A 17,910-nucleotide genomic window follows, 5' to 3' on the forward strand; every position below is an offset into this window, starting at 1 on the left:
CCGAGGGCTCGCGTCGGAGTCGTAGGCAGCGGTGAGGCCGATCCCGGGCACGGGTGGCAGGATCGACGGGCACGGCCGCGGTGAACGCCAGGCGCGGCCATCAAGGCGCGCAGGTCGAGCACCGTCTCCTCCAAGCGAGCGACGAGTTAGTCGCCGACGCGCCGCATCCGAGGGCTCGCGTCGGAGTCGTAGGCAGCGGTGAGGCCGATCCCGGGCACGGGTGGCAGGATCGACGGGCACGGCCGCGGTGAACGCCAGGCGCAGCCCGTAGTCGATCGCGGTGCCGACGATCCCGGCCTCGCTTGGTCATGACAAGGCTCTCGAGGGATCGCCCGGTGAGCGGTCTGGTCCATGCGGTGACTGTTTTGTCGAGCTGGTCGAGGGGGGTGCCGCCGGCATCGACCGCGACCGCCACGCCGTCATCGCCGGACTGACACTGCCCTGGAGCTCAGGTGTCGTGGAAGGGCACGTCAACCGGATCAAGATGCTCGAGCGCCAGATGTTCTGCCGGGCAGGCTTCGCCCTCCTACGGAAGCGCGTCCTCTGTGTCCTGATCACCGACGACGGGGGAACTCGATGGCAGCGGCGCCAGCGGATGTGCAAGCCTTCCCATCCCGGATGTCGACGGAGAAGACCTTGATGACCAGCGACGACACGCTCGATCAGCTCAGACACATCGCGCGTAAGCGGGCATTTGGCAGGCATGTCGGGTCGGACCGGCTCATTCAGGCATGTCTGGACGCGCTGATAGCTGGGGTCGAGAGCCCGTCCCTGGCCATGCTGGCTGGACTCCTCCGGAGCGAAGAGTCCGAAGCGCCAGAGCTCTTCAACCAAGTGCTGGAGGAGTTGGGACTGCTCTTCCACCCGCCCGCAGACCCCCGGGCCGCAAAGTGGGCGATGGCCTACTGGATCGCCGGTCAGATCGCCGACGGATCCCTGGATCCCGCCGCCGGCACTCACCTCATCTGGGCAGACATCGCCTATGACCTCGGCTACCCCGAAGAGCTGAAACCCCTTGTGTACTGCGCGCACAACCTAGACGGCTGGGAGGAGAGCTGGGGAGTCTCCGTCGAGGAACTCAACGGAGAGGCGATTGAGGCAGCAAAGCAGTTCCTCAGCAAGAGGTCTGTAGCCGAGGCGGGAGAATAACCCGGGGTTCATTCTCGCCGTCGGGATCGTCAACCACGAGGTGGTCCGCTCACTCAACGTGGCCGCACCACAGAACCTGAGCCAGAGCCACTTCTCGTGAACATCCACGATCCGGCTGACGTCCAACTGCTGCGGAAACTCATCGACAAACGCTGCTGCTGAACATGAACGAAGCCACCCGGCCCCAGTGAGAGGCGGGGCTCACCTGGTGTTTAGGGTGCAGGCATGGCTGTCCCTGAGATGATCCCTATCGCCCATGAGCCGGGCTACCGAACGAGCACCATCGGGCGGTTCAGCGGCGGTCAGTTTCTGGCCTCGGTCACCTACGCGTTCCCGGACGGGTTCGTGAGGGGGGACGGCTGGGAGGAGCAGAAGCGGCTCTTCGTCGTGCTGCACAGGTTCGACGGCGACGGGCACCATCAGGAGTCCGACATCTGGTGCGCCGGTACGTGGGCAGAGCAGATGAAGCGGCCGCATGACGAGCGTTCCGTGGTTGGCCGCGCGCGAGCCCGTCTGGCCGACGTCCTCGCCGGTCTCGCAGAACGTGAGTACTGCGACATCGCGATCCGTCCGTTCCGGCTCACCTTTGATGGTGTGGTCTTCGGCCTCATCACGGAGTGCCATGCCGAGGACGGGGACGGCGAGCACGACTGGGCTGAGCTCTATCCGGATCGGTTGGGCTTCTCGGCTCCGTGGAACGGCGAGTACGACACCTGACAGACCGAGCGGCCGGCTGCGCCGGGAGGCCAGGCGCCTTGCCGTCGACAGCCGGTCACGGCTCACCAACCGTCACAAAAGAAGGATCCATGAAAGCGTTGCCCACCGTCACCGGCCGTGACGAGTTCGACGTCCTGGTCGTAAGGACCGACTACCACGACGACCAGGCGTGGCAGGTCGTGACGGCGGCGCTGATGGAGCCGTGGGGGGACAGACCGTACGAGGCGCACGTCCACTTCATAGATGACCCGGCCTGGGCAGGAGCGACCGTCGACGAGGTGCTGCATGCGATCCGCGGCGACGAGAACCTGGCCGTTGTCTTCCTCGCCGACCAGGCAACCATGCAGGCCGAGAGCCACCCGCTGCTGGCGGTCACCACGCTGACGCGTGAGGACTGTCCGGACGACGAGGACTACGAGCAGTTGACCGAGTTCGGCCGCGAGTTCCGCACCGTCCCCGCAGGGGTCCACGACGTCCACGCCAACCTGGACATCGGCAACTTGGGCTTCGAGGAGTACGCCGGATCGGCTCACGATGATCCCGAGCGGATCTACCGGTCCTTCTGAACAGAGTTCACAGGAAGCCCCCACGGCCCGGCCGGACCTCTGGAGATACCATCAGCTCTCTTTGCGATCATCTAGGGGAAACAGTGCGTCGACGTCGAGTATCCATATGCGCCGCTCTGGGGACTCTTGCCCTGGTCACAGCCTGCTCGGACTCACAGGCCTCCCCCACCTCCACCGCACAGCCGTCGACTTCGGCCACCTCCCAGTCAGCGACTCCGCCCACCACGCAGTCATTGACTACGGCCACCACACTCGACCAAGCCGATGAGCGACTCCACGAGCTGCTGCTCAAGGTGACCACGGCCGCACGGAGGTCAGGACCGCCCCCGATCGGCGCCGTACATCCCGCAGTGGCGACCGCTCCTGACTGCCAGGATCCGGGCACCGCGAGACACACGGTCACCATGTCGCTCCTCCAAGGGGTGAGGTCTGCGGACGTCGGCCCGGAAGTCCGAGCCGACCTCCAGAGACAGGGCTGGACCATGGGCGGATGGCGCATGCATGACAACAGAAGGCGCTACACATCCCCGGGCACATTCGGGGAATTCACCGTCTTCGTCTCCTACGTGAAGGGCTCCGGCGAGACGAACGTGCTCGCGAACACTCCCTGCCTGAAGGGCGCACCACTCACAAAGTTCTCGATGTTCCCCGAACCTGCCCGCACCGAACGCCAGTAGGTTCCGAGCAGTGTGCAGGACGACGCGGCCAGCGGACTGCGGCTGAGACACCTCGACATGCCGTCAAGCCGGTCATCTGTGAGGGGCGGGGTCTTGGAACAGTTCTGGCCGGGCTTGGAGAGAATCCCGTCATGGTGATGGCACGGCACTGGTACTCCTCGTCGCCCGTCGTGGACGGACATCCGCTCCTGGATGAGCCGGGCTTCTGGCCTGCGTACTTGGCGGACCTGATTGAGGGGTTCACGCCGGAAGCCTTCGCGTCGGACGCGGGCGACGGGGACGTCATGCTGGACACACTCCACGACCCGTCGGCGTGGCCCATGTTCACGGTGCCGCTGGCAGGCGGCTTCGCGATCCTCGTGCACTTCAACAGCGGCGAGGAGTTCACGACCAGGGACTACTTCCTCACCCATCCCGACTGGCGCCAGGATCTCGTGCTGTCCAGCGACGATCAGGACCGCATCGGCCCGGGGCTGTGCTGGCCCGAGCTCGCCGCGCTGCTGGACGCACCACCGGGTGCGGCAGGCGTCACCGACCCTCACGCCCGCCTCCTCCTACTGCTGCCGGTTCTCGGCGACACGGCGATTGCGGGGGAGGCCGTGACGGCAGTGGTCGAGGCTCTGGTCGCCCAGGGCGCGCCCGAGGCCAGCGAGGCGTTGGCCAGACAACTGCTCCGGGGACACCCCATGTGGGGCGCCGAGGACTGGTGGTTCGACGACGACGAACAGAGCTGGCTCTGCGAGGGCGATCACAGCCCCCGCAAAGTCCCCCTCGGCGACCATCTGCCGTCGCAACAGCGAGCCGCCCTCGAGGCCTGCCTCACGCCCCGCTGACCGTCTCAAGCCGCGGTGACAACGGCCTCCCCAAAGGAGAGCGAACTGGGCAGTGACCGCCTTGTCGGTGCGTCTCCTAGAACGAGGCCTGAGCTGCGGTGTCGCGCCGGGCTCAGGCGCGGTGGGCATGCGCCTACGCTGGTACGGCCGGGACTGCGCCCACGGTCGTCCCGTCGCCGTCGAAGAGCATGGCGGCCAGGCGGGAGTGAGCCTCGGGGAGCCGGCCGTCGCGGTGTGAGGTGCGGGCCTTGGCGAACCAGGCGCCGAACCTGACCGTGTCGCCGTCGACGCCTTGCGGGACCATGATCACTCGCCCGGTGGCAGCTCCCGCCCACAGTCTCGGAGCCAGCCTCTCACCGTCTTCGAGCACAGGCTGGTGGCCCTACGCGTCCGTGCGCGCCTTGCCCGCTGCCGCAACCTTCTGCCGATAGAAGGCGTCTGCTCCGAACCCTTCCCAATCGACGGTCATGGACTTCCGTGACAGCCCATACACCCGCCCTACAGTCCGGTCAGTATTGCCGTCATCGCACTTAAGTCTGATGACATGCTGTCCAGCCTCTTTGGACGCTTTGCCCAGACAGTGATGTCTGCCGTTCAGTTCGACTTGTTGGCCGTCGATATGGAGGATGACGGCGCCTTCGCGGTTATCCCAGGCAGGGTAAAGCCAGTGGCCATCGAGTGGAGGTTCAGCCTCGCCTCCGAGGGCCTGAGCACTGGGTGTGCCGGCCTTGCTGTCAGGGCTTGCCGTCGACGTAGGCTCCGAGGAGGACTTCGCTCCCCCGGACTCTGCGCCACCGCACCCGGAAACAACAACGGCTGCCACCAGGACCATCCCGGCAACCTCGCGTACTCGCCTGATCACGTCATCCCCTCGAAAGACCCGCCTGGACACGTCGGAAGCGGCAGGTCGGCAGCGGATCATAGCTTCCAGGGAACCTCTGACACAGCCCCAGCTCATCAGGCCAAGACCGCCACGGGCTGACATCAACGGCAGACACCAACGCTGCTACAAACTCCAACCCGCTTCGGCCCGGTGAAGAGTTCAGCCCCGATCAGTCCTCCGGCCGAAGCCGCTGACGAGCCGCCTCAAGCCGCTGGTCATAGTCGGACGCGAACAGTTCAGGAAGCGCCTTGTCCAGCGTTCCGGCGATCCTATGGATCGGTGCCCAGACCGCCGGTTCGTCCACAACCTGGCTCAGGTCCGTCATCTGGAGCTTCTCCAGCCAGTGCGACAGCACCAGTGCCTCGTCACTCGTGAGCTCGATCGTGACCTGGCTATCACCCATGCACACCCCTACAGTTCGGCCCGCCCTCGACCACACGAACCTACTGGCATTCGACGTTGACCAAACACATAGGGGCACACCCCGCTGCGTGCCAGTCAGACGTTCCCCGGCCGGCCTGTCCCGCACCCGACCTCGCGGATTCGGGTGCGGGACAGCCGGTCCGGAACCGGGGTTGCAAGCCGCGAGCGTCGGCGAGGCTGGCAGCCTGATCGACCATGCGGAGCGGGGTGCGGGAGGTGCCGTGGGCGTCGTTGAAGGACGGCACGGAGTCGATGTCGTCGCCGAACCGGCGGCGAATCCCTCTGCATCAACGTACAACCGTTCGCCCCCATCGTTCGTCTCTGTTCACGGACCCCACGCGTCACCCGAGGCAACTTTCGGTGAACGACGTGACACTCCTGCGTACCCCCAGCCACGCATCCAGCTTCGGCGCCCAGATCGCCGAGTGATCCACCGCTTCCGCGACTTACAAGGAACCCCCAACGCCCATGCCCAACCGCACAGCGACCACGCTCGCCACTTTCCTGGTATCGGGATTCATCCCCCTTGCCCTGCCCGCGGCGGCAGCGAGCGCCGCGCCCGCGAAGCACGGTGACGACTTCAACGGCGACGGTTACCGCGACTACGCGTACGCGAGCTTCAGTGCCCACGGGGGCGGCGGCGTCACCGTGGTCTTCGGGACCGCCACCGGGCCCGGCTCCACGCAGCAGCGCATCACCCAGTCGAGTGCCGGCGTGCCCGGCTCCGACGAGGCCGACGACATGTTCGGCGAGGTGCGGACCGCCGCGGACTTCGACGGCGACGGATACGGCGACCTCGCAGTGGCAGCGACCGGCGAAAACGGCTCCCACGGCACCGACCAGGGCAACGTGACGATTCTCTGGGGCTCCGCTTCCGGCCTGTCCACGGGCACGACTCTCCCGAACAAGAACCCGGGCCGCAACAACTACATGGGCAAGGATCTGGCGGCCGGCGACTTCAACGGAGACGGCAAGCAGGACCTGGCCGTCATCAACGGCTCCATGACCTACGTCTACCGCGGCCCGTTCAAGCGCTCCGGCACCACCGGCACCGTGACCAAGCTCGACAAGACGTCGTCCTTCAACGCCACGGCCCTGATCTCCGGCAAGGTCAACGGCGACACGAAGACCGACCTGGCGATCATCGGTGACGTGGTCACCCTCGACTACATCGCGTCCGACGTCTGGTTCATCAAGGGCGGCACGAGCTCGCTCACCCCGGCCAACAGCCTCCGCCTGGAGTCCGAGTCCGGCAACGGCGGCAGCTCCGAGCGCGGCGGCGACGGTGTCATCGCCGACTTCAACAAGGACGGCTACGGCGACATCGCCGTCGGCACATCCCTCTACTCCCAGCACAAGGGCCGCGTCAGCGTCTGGTACGGCTCCTCCGCCGGCCCGTCCCGAAACGCCCGCTTCACCCAATCGACCAGTGGCGTCGCCGGAACTCCGGAGAACTACGACGAGTTCGGCTCATCCATCTCGGCGGGCGACGTCAACGGCGACGGCTACGCCGATCTCGCGGTCGGCGTGCGGGGCGAGGAGATCGACGGCAAGGACTACGCGGGCGGCGTGCACGTCTTCAAGGGGCGGGCGAGCGGCCTGTCCGGTACCGGTTCGCAGTGGTTCGCCCGCAACACCCCCGGCGTGCCCGGTGCGTTGACGGCCGACGACCAGTTCGGTGGCCTCGTACGGCTGCGCGACACGAACGGTGACGGAAAGGCCGACCTCTATGTGAGCGCCACCGGCGATCTGCGGCTGCCCGGCTCGGCCAGCGGCATCACCACGACGGGCGCGACGGAATACAACGCGGCGCCCATTGACGGTTTCCTGCAATAACTCCCCCAGCCGAACAGGAGCCTGTCTCTGCATCCCGTCGCCCGCGCGGAGCGCGGGAGCACCGTCGGCCAGTGCGTACGGCAGTTGTGCTTGCCGGGCGCCCAGGGGTGGGGAGACAGGCACCAGAAGCCACGATCGCTCTCCCTAGTGAGGAGATCCGGTCGCGATGTCCGGACCAACGGAGACTCGCCTGAGCCCGAACGTCGTTATCGAGCGCAGAGGTGAGTAGGACCAAAGGGGACGGTTGGGGCCGCAGTCACCCCTTTGGTGCTGCATCGCAATGCAATGCCACCGAGGCCGAGGATTGGGAGGCGGAGATCGCGCGGCTCCTCGCGCTCGGGGCCCGCAAGGCGGACGTGGGGCAGAGCGGCAAGGAATCGTGGACCATACTGACGGTTCCCGAGGGGAACGAGTTCTGCGTGGTACGCCTGAAGGCGACGCTCGTTGGCTAGCTGACGGTTTCAAAATGACCTGCAGTTTGCGGTTGGGGAAGATCATGCTGTGAAACACACTGAGCCTCGCGAGCGAACGGAGCCCGCATCGATGGTGCGACCCCCTGGCCCATTTCAGTCGATCACGTTCGCGGCCTGGCGTGACCGCCTTCCTGGGCAGAACGGCGCCTCCGGTCGGCACTACGTCACGCTCGCGGAACTCCTGGTGCGCCTGGGGAGCTTCGGGCTCGGCCTCACTTGGAAGGTGCGGATCGACGACGCTCGGCTGGTCCCCCGGTTTGCCGAGATCGAGAAGGCTTCCTCCGGTGCGGGTATAGGCACCCTGGAACTGCTGACCCTGGTCGCGCCGGACCTCCAGTTTGTTGACGCGGACTTCGCGGGGTACGCCGGCAATGAGCTGCAGGTGGTGCTGCGGGAGTTCGACAGCACGAGTTGGGACCTCTGCACCGCGGATGCCTCGGTAGTTCGGGAGATCCGCCGGCACTTCCCGGACGCGGTGCCGACTCCTGAGGACGTTCTCCAAGAAATCCCCTGGCCGGCTAACCGGCGAGAGGTCTGATCCAACGCTTCAGCTGCACCGCGCGGACTCACTGGACCTGGACGACTGCGCCGTGAATGGCTCGCACATCCGGCCCGGCCGCGCAACGTCGGCTCCCGCGGGCCCGTCGACCGTGCCGTCCCGGCTCCAAGCACCCTCTGTTCGTCGACCGCCACGGAGCCACGCTCGCTGTCGCGCTCACCAGCGGCAACCGGGGCGATGTCCCCCAGCTCAAGCCTCTGCTCGACGCGATCCCATCGACTCGCGGCCCGCGGGACGCCCTCGCCACAAACCCTGGCACCTGTACGCAGACTGCGGCTACGACTTCGACAAGTACCGCCGCTCGCTGTGGCAGCACGGCATCAAGCCGTTGATCGGGCGACGCGGCGCCACCCACGGTTCCGGACTGGGCAAGGTTCGCTGGGTGGTCGAGCGGCGTTCGCCCGACTGCACACCAGTCAACGCGACTCTGCATCCGCTGCGAGCGAATTGCCGACCTCCACCAGGGACTCCTCGAACTTGCCTGCAGCATCACCCGTTTCCGGCGCCGCCGGGCGGCATTTGAAACGATCAGTAGGGCTTGCCCCGAGATGATCTTTAAGTGCCGTCCCTGGGCTCTCCCCGCCAATGCGGCTGCCGGTCCCCGAGCGGGCGTCCTTCCTCAAAGGTCCGGGAACGGCGGCACCTCGTCCTCGCCAGCAGCAGTTTGCGTGCTGGTTCAGCGTCTTCCGGACACATGGACGAGGCGAGGCCCTCGATGACCAGTCGGCCTGCGTGCACGGCTTCCCTGGAGGCTGATTCCCATACAGGCTGCTCCCGGAAGCCGGTGCGCTTCAGCCTGCCGGCCGCCGCGGCCGAAGAGTGCCAGTTATCCGTCCGATAGATGCCCTCCAGCAGATCCAACAGCTCCGCCTTACAGGGCACGTACGGGGCCCCGACGAGCTCCAGAAGGAAGGGGACCGTCGAAGGGGTCGCCTCACCGACTACGAACCCCAACACGCAGACTCTGTAACCCAGTTCGTCGACCGCGAGGCGGGCAGTACCCTCATCTCCGTACGCGATCCGGGAAAGCAGCGGCGGGATGCCCCCGGCGGGGAGCCCTCGGGCGTCGCGCAGTTCCCCCCACCGGACGCCGGAGACGCCTTTCAAGAGACTTCCCACGCACTGTCACCTTTCATGGGCGTCGCGCCAGCATGCCAGAGATCACCTAATGGACGGTCCGACCCGGTAGCCCCTTCCATACAGTGGTGACCTCTGGCATTGGTGCCAGAGGAGAGACGAACACGGAGGAGCGGGTCGGGTTGACGCACGAGGACCTCCACGCCGGTGAGCACGGTACCCGCGCGCGGTGCCTGCCCGAGCCGTGGATGTGCGATGTCTTCCATATCGACGGCAGCCTGAGAGACATTCGCGTCCTCGACACGACCCGTGCCGTGTGGATCGCGGTCCTCGAACGGTTGCGTGCGGTAGCCGACGAGACCGAAGTGGAGCACCCCTACCCCCAGCTCGATCCCGTGCGTCCCGCCTTCGCCGATCTCTTCCGCGCCTGGGCGGACGATCCGGAGGGCCGCGGGACGAGTTTCGTCTTCCGGGCCCGCTTCGGCAGCGTGTGGCTCTTCTCCCTGCCCTGCGACGAGGAGGAGATCGAGTTCTCCGTCTGGCCCGACGACATCCTCGACGGGGTCGGGGTGGCCGCCGTGCTGCGGTTCCTGGTCGAGGTCGCGACGGCCAGTCAACGACGGGCTCTGCTGACAGGCGAGACCGTCCGGTATGACCCGGAGATGCTGACGCTGATCTCCCACGACCCTGTCACCGGCATCACTTCCCACATCTGACAGGTGTCGTGGGCGTTCGCGAAAATCCGCTCTGTCGGGGATTCCGCGATGTCGCACGGTCATGGGCCGAGGAGTACGCGTAGGCACAGGGGGCGAGGTTCAGCGCGTCCGTAAGCGATCGATCCGCACCAAACTTCGCTCCGGAGGCGGGGTCCGTCAGTCGGTGGCGATCAGAAGCTCTCCTCCATCGTCGCGCCAGCCGATGCCCACCGCGCCGTCGGATACGTCGCCGATGACGAGTTTCTCGTAGTCGGGGGTCTCGTCGTCCGCCGTCATGGTCGGCAGTCGCAGGGTGTGGAGCAGGCGTCCTGTGTCCGCGTCGAGGACGAGCAGGTCGGCGAGGAACTGACTGCCGGCGTCCGCCGACGTGAGATACGGCTGGCGTACGACGTACACCCTGCCGTCGGCAATCTTGGGGATCCCGAACTCGTGGTCGCCCGGCGCCCGCAACTGCCACGTCGGATGTCCGTCCACGGCGTCGAAGGCGCTCAGGAGAGTGTCGTGTTTGCTTGCACCGTTCTTCGGGTTCGTGCCGGACAGCACGGTGCCGTTGCCCACGGCGACCACGTCCCACTTGTCCAGCGGGAGGTCAGTGCGCGAAGTGATCCCCTGACGGTTCATGTCGAGCAGCTGAACGGGCTTCCGGCGGGCCGGGTCCGGAGCGACCAATGTGTGCCCTCCGCCCCAGCTCGTCAGATCCGGGTCGACGGTGCGTTGCTGCCAAAGGACCGTGCCCGTGCGGTTGTCGACACCCATCAGCAGGCCGATGTCGTCCGCGCCGTAGCGTCCCGAGCCGTTGCACAGCACCTGGACGGCGCTCAGATGGTCCGGGAGTGTGTGGATTGACCTGAGGAATACCTCGTGACACCACTGGGGCGTCTTCGCCGTCCACAGGTCCCGGCCGCCACGCTCGTCGAAAGCGCGCACGGCACCGGCATCCTCGGTGAGGACCTGACCTCCGGCGATCTTCACGTTCCGACCGCGGTCGCCGGCCCGAATCTCCGCGTGCCACAGCAGTCTGCCGGTACGCAGATCGAGGGCGACGAGTTTCCCGTCGGTGAAGCGGGCCACCACCGTGCGTTCCGACGCCCCGAACTGCGACACAAGAGATTCGTCCACATCGTGGCGCTCGTAGTGCCAGTACTCCTTGCCGGTCCGCACGTTGACGGCCGCCATTCCGTTGTATTTGTCCGTGTAGTCGTCCGTCCACCGCAGGGACAAACCGTGTACCAGCACCTGCGTACCCCCCGGGAGGCTCAGGAGGTGTTCAGGCGCGACCGGGGCCTCGGCGGCGAACACGGCGGGAAAGGGGCCGTGGGCGCCGGTGAACACGTCCCGTTTCATGTACCAACTGTCCAGTGCCACGCCCGCTTTGAGGAGCAGGAATACCACCAAGAGCACATAGATTTTCCACGGGCGGTCCCAGAGCCAGCCCGTGCGACTCCTCTCGGTCCTGCCGGGTATCCCCGGCAGTCCCACCCCTGGTTCTCCCAGCAAATTCATCCGCTGTACCACGATCGTGCCCCCCAAGGGCCCTGCGCCCGTCACTGTGACAGGGGCAGCTCAGGGATCTTCACTCCCCATCAGGAGCAGAGCAAGTCGGGCACCGTCGAAAGCCTGCCGCCCACGCTGACGCGTGATCGACATACGAGACGAGATACGCCTTTCATACATTCAGCTCGACTCTCTGATTTCGGGCCCGTAGAGGTGCCTCGTTTCTCCGACTCCACTCCGACTCCGGCGACGGGAAATGAGAACGCAACCCTCGAGCATGTTCGGTCCGACGGGCCGCCTGGGCGTATGGTCGTACGCCTCGCCGTGCACGGTTCTTCCGGCTTGACCAGCCGCTAGGGCATGCCGGCGTTCACCACTCGAAGGTCTTCCACTCCTGGTGAGGGATGAAGCCCTCGGTGGTGTCCCCACAACGCTCGGCCCACGCCTCGGCCACCATCACCGGGCGGCTCAGCACGAGGTCACCAGCCCGCTGCGTCCGAAGCACCAGACCAAGCTGCTCCGAGCACGGATCCTCGATCTGGGAATACCGCAGTTCCATCTTGTGGGTCTCGAGGTAGCCGATGAACGGAGCCTCCACATGTGATGGCACCTGACCTACGAGAGCCAACCCATCCAGGGTCACATGCGGGCCCCGCAGTGCGTTGACGGCGATGCCTGCCAGGCCGATCGATCGGTCGTGGTACACCATCAACCTCCGGTCAGCAGGGCACCTCGGCCTGGACAGCTGGTGGAGACCTCAGATTGCGCTGGGAATGTACCTCGGCGCGACGAGCCCGGCCAGCACCCGTAGTCGTGCGTAGTAGTCCCTGCAGTACTCGTCATCGATCAGGGGCAAGATCTTGTCGAGGTCCGTGATACACGCCCAGAGGATCGCAACTTCGTCATCATCCAGCCCGCCGCTCAGCTCTCCCATGATCAGAGCCGCAGCGCTGGAATCAAGCAGGACCAGCTCCACGCCCGCGATGTTCACACCGCGGAAACGGCCGGGGAACGACGCGTGCCGGTGCTCCTCCCACAGCGGGCGGAGCCGGTCGTTCAAGTCTGGCTTACCCATGCCCCGATTCTCTCCAGGCGGCAACTCGTTCGGAAGCGGGGTCCAGCTGTGCAGCAGTGAAGTACCGCAACACCGGGGAAGTTGGGAAGCGGCCACCAGTCGTCGACACCCCTTCCACCTCGGGTCAGCCCCTCAACACACCGCTGATCACCTCAGCTTCCCGAGCCGAAGGCGCCGACCTCGGGTACCGAAGTAGGGGCCGCCGTCCGGCTCACGCTTCGGCGTTGAGCGCCTTTCGGGCTGCCTGCTGGAAGACCCTTCCGGGCTCTCGTTTGGCTGCCACGGCTTCCATGTATTTCTCGTCGAACTCGGCAAGGTTGCCGCGACCTGCGACGCAAGCCGCTTCGTGCCAGGCGACTGCCGCCTGGTCCAGCGCGTACATGGCGCGTCGCAAGTCTTCAGCTGCATCTGACACAGAGCCAGGACCCACGAGTGCAACGGCGGCCACCGCCGAGCTGAACGGCGCCCATGCCGCATGCGCCTCCACGGCTTCTGCCTCCCACTGATCCATCGTGGTGCCGCTTGTGCGGAGCCGGACCGCAACCCTCCACCATCGGGCCGACACCTGCTTTGACGCACTGAGGCAAGCACTGTATGCCTCCCGGCGCACTTCCTCCAGCCGGTGCTGCTGGTCTATTCGTTGCTGGCGCTCCTGCTGTCGAGCTTGACCAACAAGTGTGAGCCAACCACCCCCGGCCCCACCCAGCGTTCCGATGGCCGCACCGAACACTGCCGCTGTACCTGAGTCCATGCAACGCAGATACCCGCCCGATCTTTCCCATGACCACCCAGCCGAGAGTTTGGGACGAAGAGGTCCTCGCCCAAGGACTCACCGCCGCACTTCCGCCGACGTGGCTTGCTCTGGGCGACGGCATGACACGAAAGGGCCAAGTTCAGGACGGTGTTTCCTCCCAGGCTGCCCTTTGCCGTTTCCGAGGCCATGCCACTCGCGCAACAACGCCCTGAGCCTGCCACTGCCCTACGGCACTCCCCCTGGCCGTGCCTAACATGTGGAGCTGGACGACACACAGGTTCCCAACTCCCTTGTGGCCCCGCAATCCGCTGCCAACGCGGCTCGCGTGTCGATGGCTGACCATGTCCGAGCGAACGGTCCCGTCCACGACTGGACCGAGGAGACGCGAGCCGAGGCAGCTCGTCTTCGGCGGACACTCGAATCGGCGGAGACCGCCCTGCGGGAAACTTCGAAGCCAGCGACTTACTGCGCATACACGGCAGACACGCCCTCCGCCGATCCCTCAGGAGAGCCGCTGCCCCTACCGCTCTCCTTCCCCAGAAGCGACCGGGGCGAGCTGCCGCAGGGTGCGGTTCGTGCGCCAGTATGCGGCGGCCAGTAGAACCCTGTGCTCCATTGGCAGGCTTCATGGCCGGCCCTTGCGGACGGGGTCCGCGCCTTCACGCCGCAGCGCGGTGATCAGCTTGCCGAACTGATGCGGGCTCAGCCCGGTGAACGGGGCTGTCCACAACGGCTCCGAAGCCGTGATCACACCAGCCACAGCAAGAGCATCCCACTCGGGGCCACCACTGAGATCGCATCTTGAGCGCAAGCGACGGAACGGTGAGCAGCTAAGGTGCGGATGCGACGCGATGAGGGGGCACGGTGGCCAAGGTCAATATCAGTCTCGACGCCGAACTTGTAGTGGAAGGGATGGTCCTGGCAGGGATCGGATGGCCCCAGGACGCGATCGAGGCGGTCGTGCGGGACTACATCGCCCGTGGCCACCGTACGGAGGCCCGCACCGAACTCAAGGACCAAAGTCTGCGCGAGCTCGACGTCAAGCCGCAGGAGCCGCAAGGCTGAGCCCTGCCGGGAAACCTCAATGACCGTTGTGCCCATAGTTCCGATCGAGGAGGTCCAGGCAACGGGAAGTACGGCGGCCCCGGACTTGTCTCCGGACCGTCCGGACGCCAGTGCGGTCGCAACTATCCCATCAGGTCCGTCCTCGGCATCATCGTTCGAGCAGTTGGAGTAGCTGAGGCCAACTGCTGTCCATGGACTGTTCGTTCGCCGCACGCGTGCCACCACCGTCGACCCCAAGAAGCAGGTAGGGGAGGCCTCCGATTCCGTGGCCGGCCTTCGGATAGAGCAGTGCCTTGGCCTCACGGCCAGAGGCGTTGGGCTGCTGAGCGATACACGTTGTGCTGGGGTGAGGCGGGTCGGGCTCCACGGCTTGAGATCTCAGTCGCATCAGCCGAAGTTGTTGATCTGGTCGCTCGTTGTAGGGCTGGTGGCCTGCCACTGCTCAGGACTCAGCAGACGTGTCCGCGCGGCCAGACGGCGCATGGCGGCTACGGCACCTCTGTCGAGTTGGGCCCCGCTGTAGCCGATGTACGCCACGACACCGGGCACCGGCTCCCAAGCCAGCGCGCCGTTGCCACCGAACGCAGACGTGATGATCGCGGGCTTGCCATTCACGGTCCCTGCCGTCTGAACACGGGCGGCGTACAACTGGTCTTCGAAGCCACCGCATCGGGCGACGCCGGTGAAGGTCAGACCGCCTGGGAGCTCGTCTGCCTCCCCCGTCTCGGCTGAGCTGTATCGGGCCTCGTGTATGTAGGCCGGGCGTGAGGTGCCCGTTGCCGTTACTGAAAGTCCGGGCGGTGAGTCGACCTCGGGGCGGCCCGAGGCGACGCTGGTGGCGGCGGCGACAGCGATCAGCTCGGCTTGCGGCAAGTCCCCTCGAACTCGTGCGTATGAGCGTCCGATTGGCCAAGTGATCTCTCGCTCAAGGCTCCTTCCAGAGACACTACCGACCAGGACCGGGCGCCCCCCTGTCGGCGCAGGTACGGGGAACGTGACCACCGCGCCGTGCAGCCCCAGAGAACCGTTCGAACGTCGTACGACCACCGTCAACGGGCCTGCGTCCGCACTGCGATCACGCCTGATCAGCGTGGCACCCTGAGACAGGGGTAAGCCTGTGATCACCATGCCAGGAGTCTGCCCCGCCCTGACAGCCGAGTCCGGGCCATCAGGAAAGGCACGGCCGGACGGCGACGTCGACGACGTGCTCACGGGTGCTGCCGGGTCCTGCTCGTCGGGCCCGCTCACGGCCACGATGCCCACCACGAGCCCCGCGGACAGGGCCACGGCGGCGGCCGCAGCGATCAGCCGACGCGGCGGTCTCCAGGGCGGTCGGTCCGAGCCATTGCTGAGTAAATCCCCCATGCCCGCAGTCTCCCTCGTTAGGTTCCGGGCCGTACAGACAGCTGCGTCGTCTATGCGGGGGAACCACAGGGAATAGAGGGGGGCCGTAATAGACCCAAGCCCAGTACGGGCAAGTCCTGGGCCAGACCCAGCCCAGCCGCAACGACCTCGCCGACTCCTGCCAGGAGGCCGAAGCTGTACAGCACGGAAGTACAGCAACCTCAGTGACCGGGGCTGTACCTCAAAGGCCGGACACGGCTGATTGAGCAGGCCCAGAACCGTCGATGACCTTCGCCGCCGAGAGTTCGCATCGAGGGGTCGCAGGGTGTGCCACTTCCGTGCCGGAACGGACGGGGACTCATGGCGAACCGAGGGTCGCCAGGGAGCGCACGGCCCCACTCTGCCCAAGGGCCGGGGTCCCCAGGTCACGCCCGGAGTCCCCCAACCTCGCTCCCAACGCGGTTGTCGGGTACGGTCACGCTCGGCCAGGATGATGGCGTGATTCGCCGTCAAGATGCACGGCGTCACCAAGGGCAGGACAGTTGGCATGAACCACTTCACTCACTGGTTGACCGTCTCTGTCGACCCATGGGTGTGGTGGTTGACCGCCCTGGGAGCCACGGCGTACTTCCTGGCGATTTTCGTTCCGGTCATGCCCACGCCGCGGGCGAAGATCAGTTGGGCGGCGCGTCCCCTCATCTTCGTCGTGGGCATACCCCTGATCGGTCTCGGACTCGGCTGTTCGACTGCGGAGTTGCTGGTCGCATACACGTGCTTCGCTCTCTCCCTGCCGTTGGGGCTCGGCTGGGGACGACGGCATCTGGCGCAGCTCGTGCTTGATCGGGAGACCCGCGGCAGCAAGCCGGACGACATGCTCCCGATGGGAATGATTGCGAGAGCTCTGATCGTCATCCCCTGCGTCGCGGGTGTCGGCATGTGGATTCTGATCGCCGGCTACCTGGACTCCATCAGGTGACGTAGAGCGGGAAGATGTGCCTCAGGCCCTTCGTGAGGGTTGGGGGCTGGAGAATTGGCGCGGGCAACTCGCCGGTGTGGGTGGCCGTTCAGGCTGGCTATCAGCGCCCAGAAGGCGGTCCACGTCTTGGTCACTGGCGCAGGATGGCAGAGCGGTCTGACATCCACGGCTGACATCGGTCTAGGTTTGGCCCGTGACCCACCTTCGTTCTCATACCGGGGCGCCCCGCGAGCCTGACTTGCCGCCCTACCAGGTTGTCCTGGCAGAGACCGACTGGGGTTCGCTCCAGACGGCTTTCGGGTCCGGTGAGGAGCTTCCCAAGGTTCTGACGCAACTCTTGGAGCCCGATCCCAAGGTCCAGGTCACCACCTTGTGGGAGCTGGGCGAGCTCGTCGGCCACCAGAACACCATCTACGAAGCCACCGTCCCGGCCGTCATGTACGTCGCCGGTATCCTCACCCACCCGGCAGCCATGACACGACGCCCCTATCGCGACACCCCCATCCGCGCGACATTGTTGGGCTGGCTGGCTTCCACGCTTCACGACGCCTCCGACGAGATCGTCGCCCGCAACGAGGAGTACTACCCCGGCTTCCTCACCCGCAGCACGACCGTGGCAGCCTTCCGGGACCTACGCCCGATGCTCTACAGGGCCGTCGCACCCTTCCTGTATGACAGCCACGAGGATGTGCGGGAAGCCGCCGTCGTCGCCGCGCTCCTCCTCGCCGAGCATCCCGCACTCGCCGGGCACCGTGCTCACCTCGCCGTGCAGGCGCGCAGCATCCTGGACACCAGCAGCAACGACCCCAACCGTCGCGCGGCGTGGAGGGCCCTCAAAGCATGGGGTCACCATCCGCCCGGCCCGGAGCCTCTTTCGGAGGAGGCCGAGGATCGGGGGCCGCACAGCGATGGCCGCGGCGATCTCGAACCTCCCTTCTGACCGATACGCGCGCGACGCACCTGCGGACCATGGCACCAGGTGAGAGACACGCCGCCCCAAGGTCGCGCGTGCCATATCCGTGCCAGAACGGGCGGGGAACGACGGGCACCAAGCCACCGATCAGCCAGGCTCCGCGCCCGCTCCGCCGCAGGTCGGCCAAGCAGCCTCCCGCCGAGAACCCAAGCTCCCCGAGCTCAGGTCATGGCGTAATCCAGTACCTGCCGCATCAGGCCTCATCTCCAGGATTCGCAGCGCGCCGTCACGCCTCTACCGCAGCTACTTGCTCCGGGGGAAGAGAGCAGCGGCACCTACCGCTCCCATTCCGCAGAAGCGCCCGGGGGACGACCCCAGCC

General features: G+C 66.3%; 19 protein-coding genes and 4 pseudogenes. 14 read left to right on the forward strand and 9 right to left on the reverse strand.

Annotated elements, in window-relative coordinates; all coding sequences use genetic code 11:
• Nucleotides 1–388 precede the first annotated feature (388 nt).
• The 6 genes and pseudogenes from ACFYYF_RS00165 to ACFYYF_RS00190 form a co-directional block, all read left to right on the forward strand.
• A pseudogene (locus ACFYYF_RS00165) lies at nt 389–553 on the forward strand (ISL3 family transposase); the annotation flags it as partial.
• Between the two features lie 86 nt (nt 554–639).
• On the forward strand, nt 640–1,149 hold the full coding sequence (locus ACFYYF_RS00170) for a hypothetical protein (RefSeq protein WP_388769631.1): 510 nt from the start codon (nt 640–642) through the stop codon (nt 1,147–1,149).
• A 225-nt stretch (nt 1,150–1,374) separates the two neighbouring features.
• Entirely contained in the window at nt 1,375–1,866 is a 492-nt protein-coding gene (locus ACFYYF_RS00175) for a hypothetical protein (protein ID WP_388769633.1), read from the forward strand.
• Between the two features lie 89 nt (nt 1,867–1,955).
• The gene (locus tag ACFYYF_RS00180; RefSeq protein WP_388769635.1) at nt 1,956–2,432 is read left to right on the forward strand and encodes a DUF6924 domain-containing protein; all 477 of its coding nucleotides are present in this window, start codon (nt 1,956–1,958) and stop codon (nt 2,430–2,432) included.
• 497 nt (nt 2,433–2,929) lie between these two features.
• Nucleotides 2,930–3,109 carry a hypothetical protein gene (locus ACFYYF_RS00185; RefSeq protein WP_388769637.1) on the forward strand — a complete coding sequence of 60 codons (180 nt, stop codon included), beginning with the start codon at nt 2,930–2,932 and terminating at the stop codon, nt 3,107–3,109.
• A 131-nt stretch (nt 3,110–3,240) separates the two neighbouring features.
• Entirely contained in the window at nt 3,241–3,942 is a 702-nt protein-coding gene (locus ACFYYF_RS00190; protein ID WP_388769639.1) for a hypothetical protein, read from the forward strand.
• Nucleotides 3,943–4,075: 133 nt separating this feature from the next.
• Here the strand turns inward: ACFYYF_RS00190 and ACFYYF_RS00195 are convergent, their stop codons facing one another.
• Together ACFYYF_RS00195 and ACFYYF_RS00200 are read right to left on the reverse strand one after the other, a co-directional pair.
• Complete coding sequence (locus ACFYYF_RS00195; RefSeq protein ID WP_388769641.1) at nt 4,076–4,246, reverse strand: hypothetical protein; 171 nt, start codon at nt 4,244–4,246, stop codon at nt 4,076–4,078.
• A gap of 748 nt (nt 4,247–4,994) precedes the next feature.
• Entirely contained in the window at nt 4,995–5,228 is a 234-nt protein-coding gene (locus ACFYYF_RS00200; protein WP_388769643.1) for a hypothetical protein, read from the reverse strand.
• 488 nt (nt 5,229–5,716) lie between these two features.
• Between ACFYYF_RS00200 and ACFYYF_RS00205 the strand changes: the two genes are divergently transcribed.
• The 4 genes and pseudogenes from ACFYYF_RS00205 to ACFYYF_RS00220 form a co-directional block, all read left to right on the forward strand.
• Nucleotides 5,717–7,084, forward strand: coding sequence for an FG-GAP and VCBS repeat-containing protein (locus ACFYYF_RS00205; RefSeq protein WP_388769645.1), 1,368 nt, complete (start codon nt 5,717–5,719; stop codon nt 7,082–7,084).
• 296 nt (nt 7,085–7,380) lie between these two features.
• Nucleotides 7,381–7,536: pseudogene (locus tag ACFYYF_RS00210) on the forward strand (VOC family protein); the annotation flags it as partial.
• Nucleotides 7,537–7,627: 91 nt separating this feature from the next.
• Nucleotides 7,628–8,095 (forward strand): hypothetical protein, encoded by a 468-nt coding sequence (locus tag ACFYYF_RS00215; RefSeq protein WP_388769647.1) that lies wholly within the window; start codon nt 7,628–7,630, stop codon nt 8,093–8,095.
• 10 nt (nt 8,096–8,105) lie between these two features.
• A pseudogene (locus ACFYYF_RS00220) lies at nt 8,106–8,637 on the forward strand (transposase); the annotation flags it as partial.
• 34 nt (nt 8,638–8,671) lie between these two features.
• Here the strand turns inward: ACFYYF_RS00220 and ACFYYF_RS00225 are convergent.
• Nucleotides 8,672–9,235, reverse strand: a complete 564-nt coding sequence (locus ACFYYF_RS00225; protein WP_388769649.1) for a hypothetical protein — start codon at nt 9,233–9,235, stop codon at nt 8,672–8,674.
• Nucleotides 9,236–9,321: 86 nt separating this feature from the next.
• Between ACFYYF_RS00225 and ACFYYF_RS00230 the strand changes: the two genes are divergently transcribed.
• Nucleotides 9,322–9,909 carry a hypothetical protein gene (locus ACFYYF_RS00230; RefSeq protein WP_388769651.1) on the forward strand — a complete coding sequence of 196 codons (588 nt, stop codon included), beginning with the start codon at nt 9,322–9,324 and terminating at the stop codon, nt 9,907–9,909.
• 156 nt (nt 9,910–10,065) lie between these two features.
• On the opposite strand, the gene ACFYYF_RS00235 is transcribed toward ACFYYF_RS00230, so the two are convergent.
• From ACFYYF_RS00235 to ACFYYF_RS00255, 5 genes and pseudogenes are all read right to left on the reverse strand, one after another.
• Nucleotides 10,066–11,310: a PQQ-binding-like beta-propeller repeat protein gene (locus ACFYYF_RS00235; RefSeq protein WP_388769653.1), complete on the reverse strand. Its 1,245-nt coding sequence runs from the start codon at nt 11,308–11,310 to the stop codon at nt 10,066–10,068.
• A gap of 463 nt (nt 11,311–11,773) precedes the next feature.
• Nucleotides 11,774–12,112, reverse strand: a complete 339-nt coding sequence (locus ACFYYF_RS00240) for a hypothetical protein (protein WP_388769655.1) — start codon at nt 12,110–12,112, stop codon at nt 11,774–11,776.
• Nucleotides 12,113–12,160: 48 nt separating this feature from the next.
• Nucleotides 12,161–12,478: a hypothetical protein gene (locus ACFYYF_RS00245; protein WP_388769657.1), complete on the reverse strand. Its 318-nt coding sequence runs from the start codon at nt 12,476–12,478 to the stop codon at nt 12,161–12,163.
• Nucleotides 12,479–12,689: 211 nt separating this feature from the next.
• A complete protein-coding gene (locus ACFYYF_RS00250; RefSeq protein ID WP_388769659.1) occupies nt 12,690–12,989 on the reverse strand; it encodes a hypothetical protein in 300 nt (99 codons plus the stop codon).
• A 787-nt stretch (nt 12,990–13,776) separates the two neighbouring features.
• Nucleotides 13,777–13,992 (reverse strand): annotated as a pseudogene (locus ACFYYF_RS00255) (IS5/IS1182 family transposase); the annotation flags it as partial.
• A gap of 104 nt (nt 13,993–14,096) precedes the next feature.
• On the opposite strand from ACFYYF_RS00255, the gene ACFYYF_RS00260 reads away from it, so the two are divergent.
• Nucleotides 14,097–14,297, forward strand: a complete 201-nt coding sequence (locus ACFYYF_RS00260; RefSeq protein ID WP_388769661.1) for a DUF2191 domain-containing protein — start codon at nt 14,097–14,099, stop codon at nt 14,295–14,297.
• Nucleotides 14,298–14,684: 387 nt separating this feature from the next.
• Here ACFYYF_RS00260 and ACFYYF_RS00265 read toward each other — a convergent pair whose 3' ends face one another.
• Nucleotides 14,685–14,912, reverse strand: a complete 228-nt coding sequence (locus tag ACFYYF_RS00265; RefSeq protein WP_388769663.1) for a hypothetical protein — start codon at nt 14,910–14,912, stop codon at nt 14,685–14,687.
• Between the two features lie 1,276 nt (nt 14,913–16,188).
• Here ACFYYF_RS00265 and ACFYYF_RS00270 point away from each other — a divergent pair.
• Together ACFYYF_RS00270 and ACFYYF_RS00275 are read left to right on the forward strand one after the other, a co-directional pair.
• Nucleotides 16,189–16,617, forward strand: a complete 429-nt coding sequence (locus ACFYYF_RS00270; RefSeq protein WP_388769665.1) for a hypothetical protein — start codon at nt 16,189–16,191, stop codon at nt 16,615–16,617.
• A gap of 193 nt (nt 16,618–16,810) precedes the next feature.
• On the forward strand, nt 16,811–17,557 hold the full coding sequence (locus tag ACFYYF_RS00275) for a hypothetical protein (protein ID WP_388769667.1): 747 nt from the start codon (nt 16,811–16,813) through the stop codon (nt 17,555–17,557).
• Nucleotides 17,558–17,910 lie beyond the last annotated feature (353 nt).

This window comes from Streptomyces sp. NPDC001914 (genome assembly GCF_042891215.1).
Taxonomy (GTDB): domain Bacteria; phylum Actinomycetota; class Actinomycetes; order Streptomycetales; family Streptomycetaceae; genus Streptomyces.

Coding starts and splice junctions, on each gene's coding strand:
- ACFYYF_RS00170 (WP_388769631.1), top strand. CDS start 640: ATGACCAGCGACGACACGCTCGATCAGCTCAGACACATCGCGCGTAAG.
- ACFYYF_RS00175 (WP_388769633.1), top strand. CDS start 1,375: ATGGCTGTCCCTGAGATGATCCCTATCGCCCATGAGCCGGGCTACCGA.
- ACFYYF_RS00180 (WP_388769635.1), top strand. CDS start 1,956: ATGAAAGCGTTGCCCACCGTCACCGGCCGTGACGAGTTCGACGTCCTG.
- ACFYYF_RS00185 (WP_388769637.1), top strand. CDS start 2,930: ATGCATGACAACAGAAGGCGCTACACATCCCCGGGCACATTCGGGGAA.
- ACFYYF_RS00190 (WP_388769639.1), top strand. CDS start 3,241: ATGGTGATGGCACGGCACTGGTACTCCTCGTCGCCCGTCGTGGACGGA.
- ACFYYF_RS00195 (WP_388769641.1), bottom strand. CDS start 4,246: ATGGTCCCGCAAGGCGTCGACGGCGACACGGTCAGGTTCGGCGCCTGG.
- ACFYYF_RS00200 (WP_388769643.1), bottom strand. CDS start 5,228: ATGGGTGATAGCCAGGTCACGATCGAGCTCACGAGTGACGAGGCACTG.
- ACFYYF_RS00205 (WP_388769645.1), top strand. CDS start 5,717: ATGCCCAACCGCACAGCGACCACGCTCGCCACTTTCCTGGTATCGGGA.
- ACFYYF_RS00215 (WP_388769647.1), top strand. CDS start 7,628: ATGGTGCGACCCCCTGGCCCATTTCAGTCGATCACGTTCGCGGCCTGG.
- ACFYYF_RS00240 (WP_388769655.1), bottom strand. CDS start 12,112: ATGGTGTACCACGACCGATCGATCGGCCTGGCAGGCATCGCCGTCAAC.
- ACFYYF_RS00245 (WP_388769657.1), bottom strand. CDS start 12,478: ATGGGTAAGCCAGACTTGAACGACCGGCTCCGCCCGCTGTGGGAGGAG.
- ACFYYF_RS00250 (WP_388769659.1), bottom strand. CDS start 12,989: ATGGATCAGTGGGAGGCAGAAGCCGTGGAGGCGCATGCGGCATGGGCG.
- ACFYYF_RS00270 (WP_388769665.1), top strand. CDS start 16,189: ATGAACCACTTCACTCACTGGTTGACCGTCTCTGTCGACCCATGGGTG.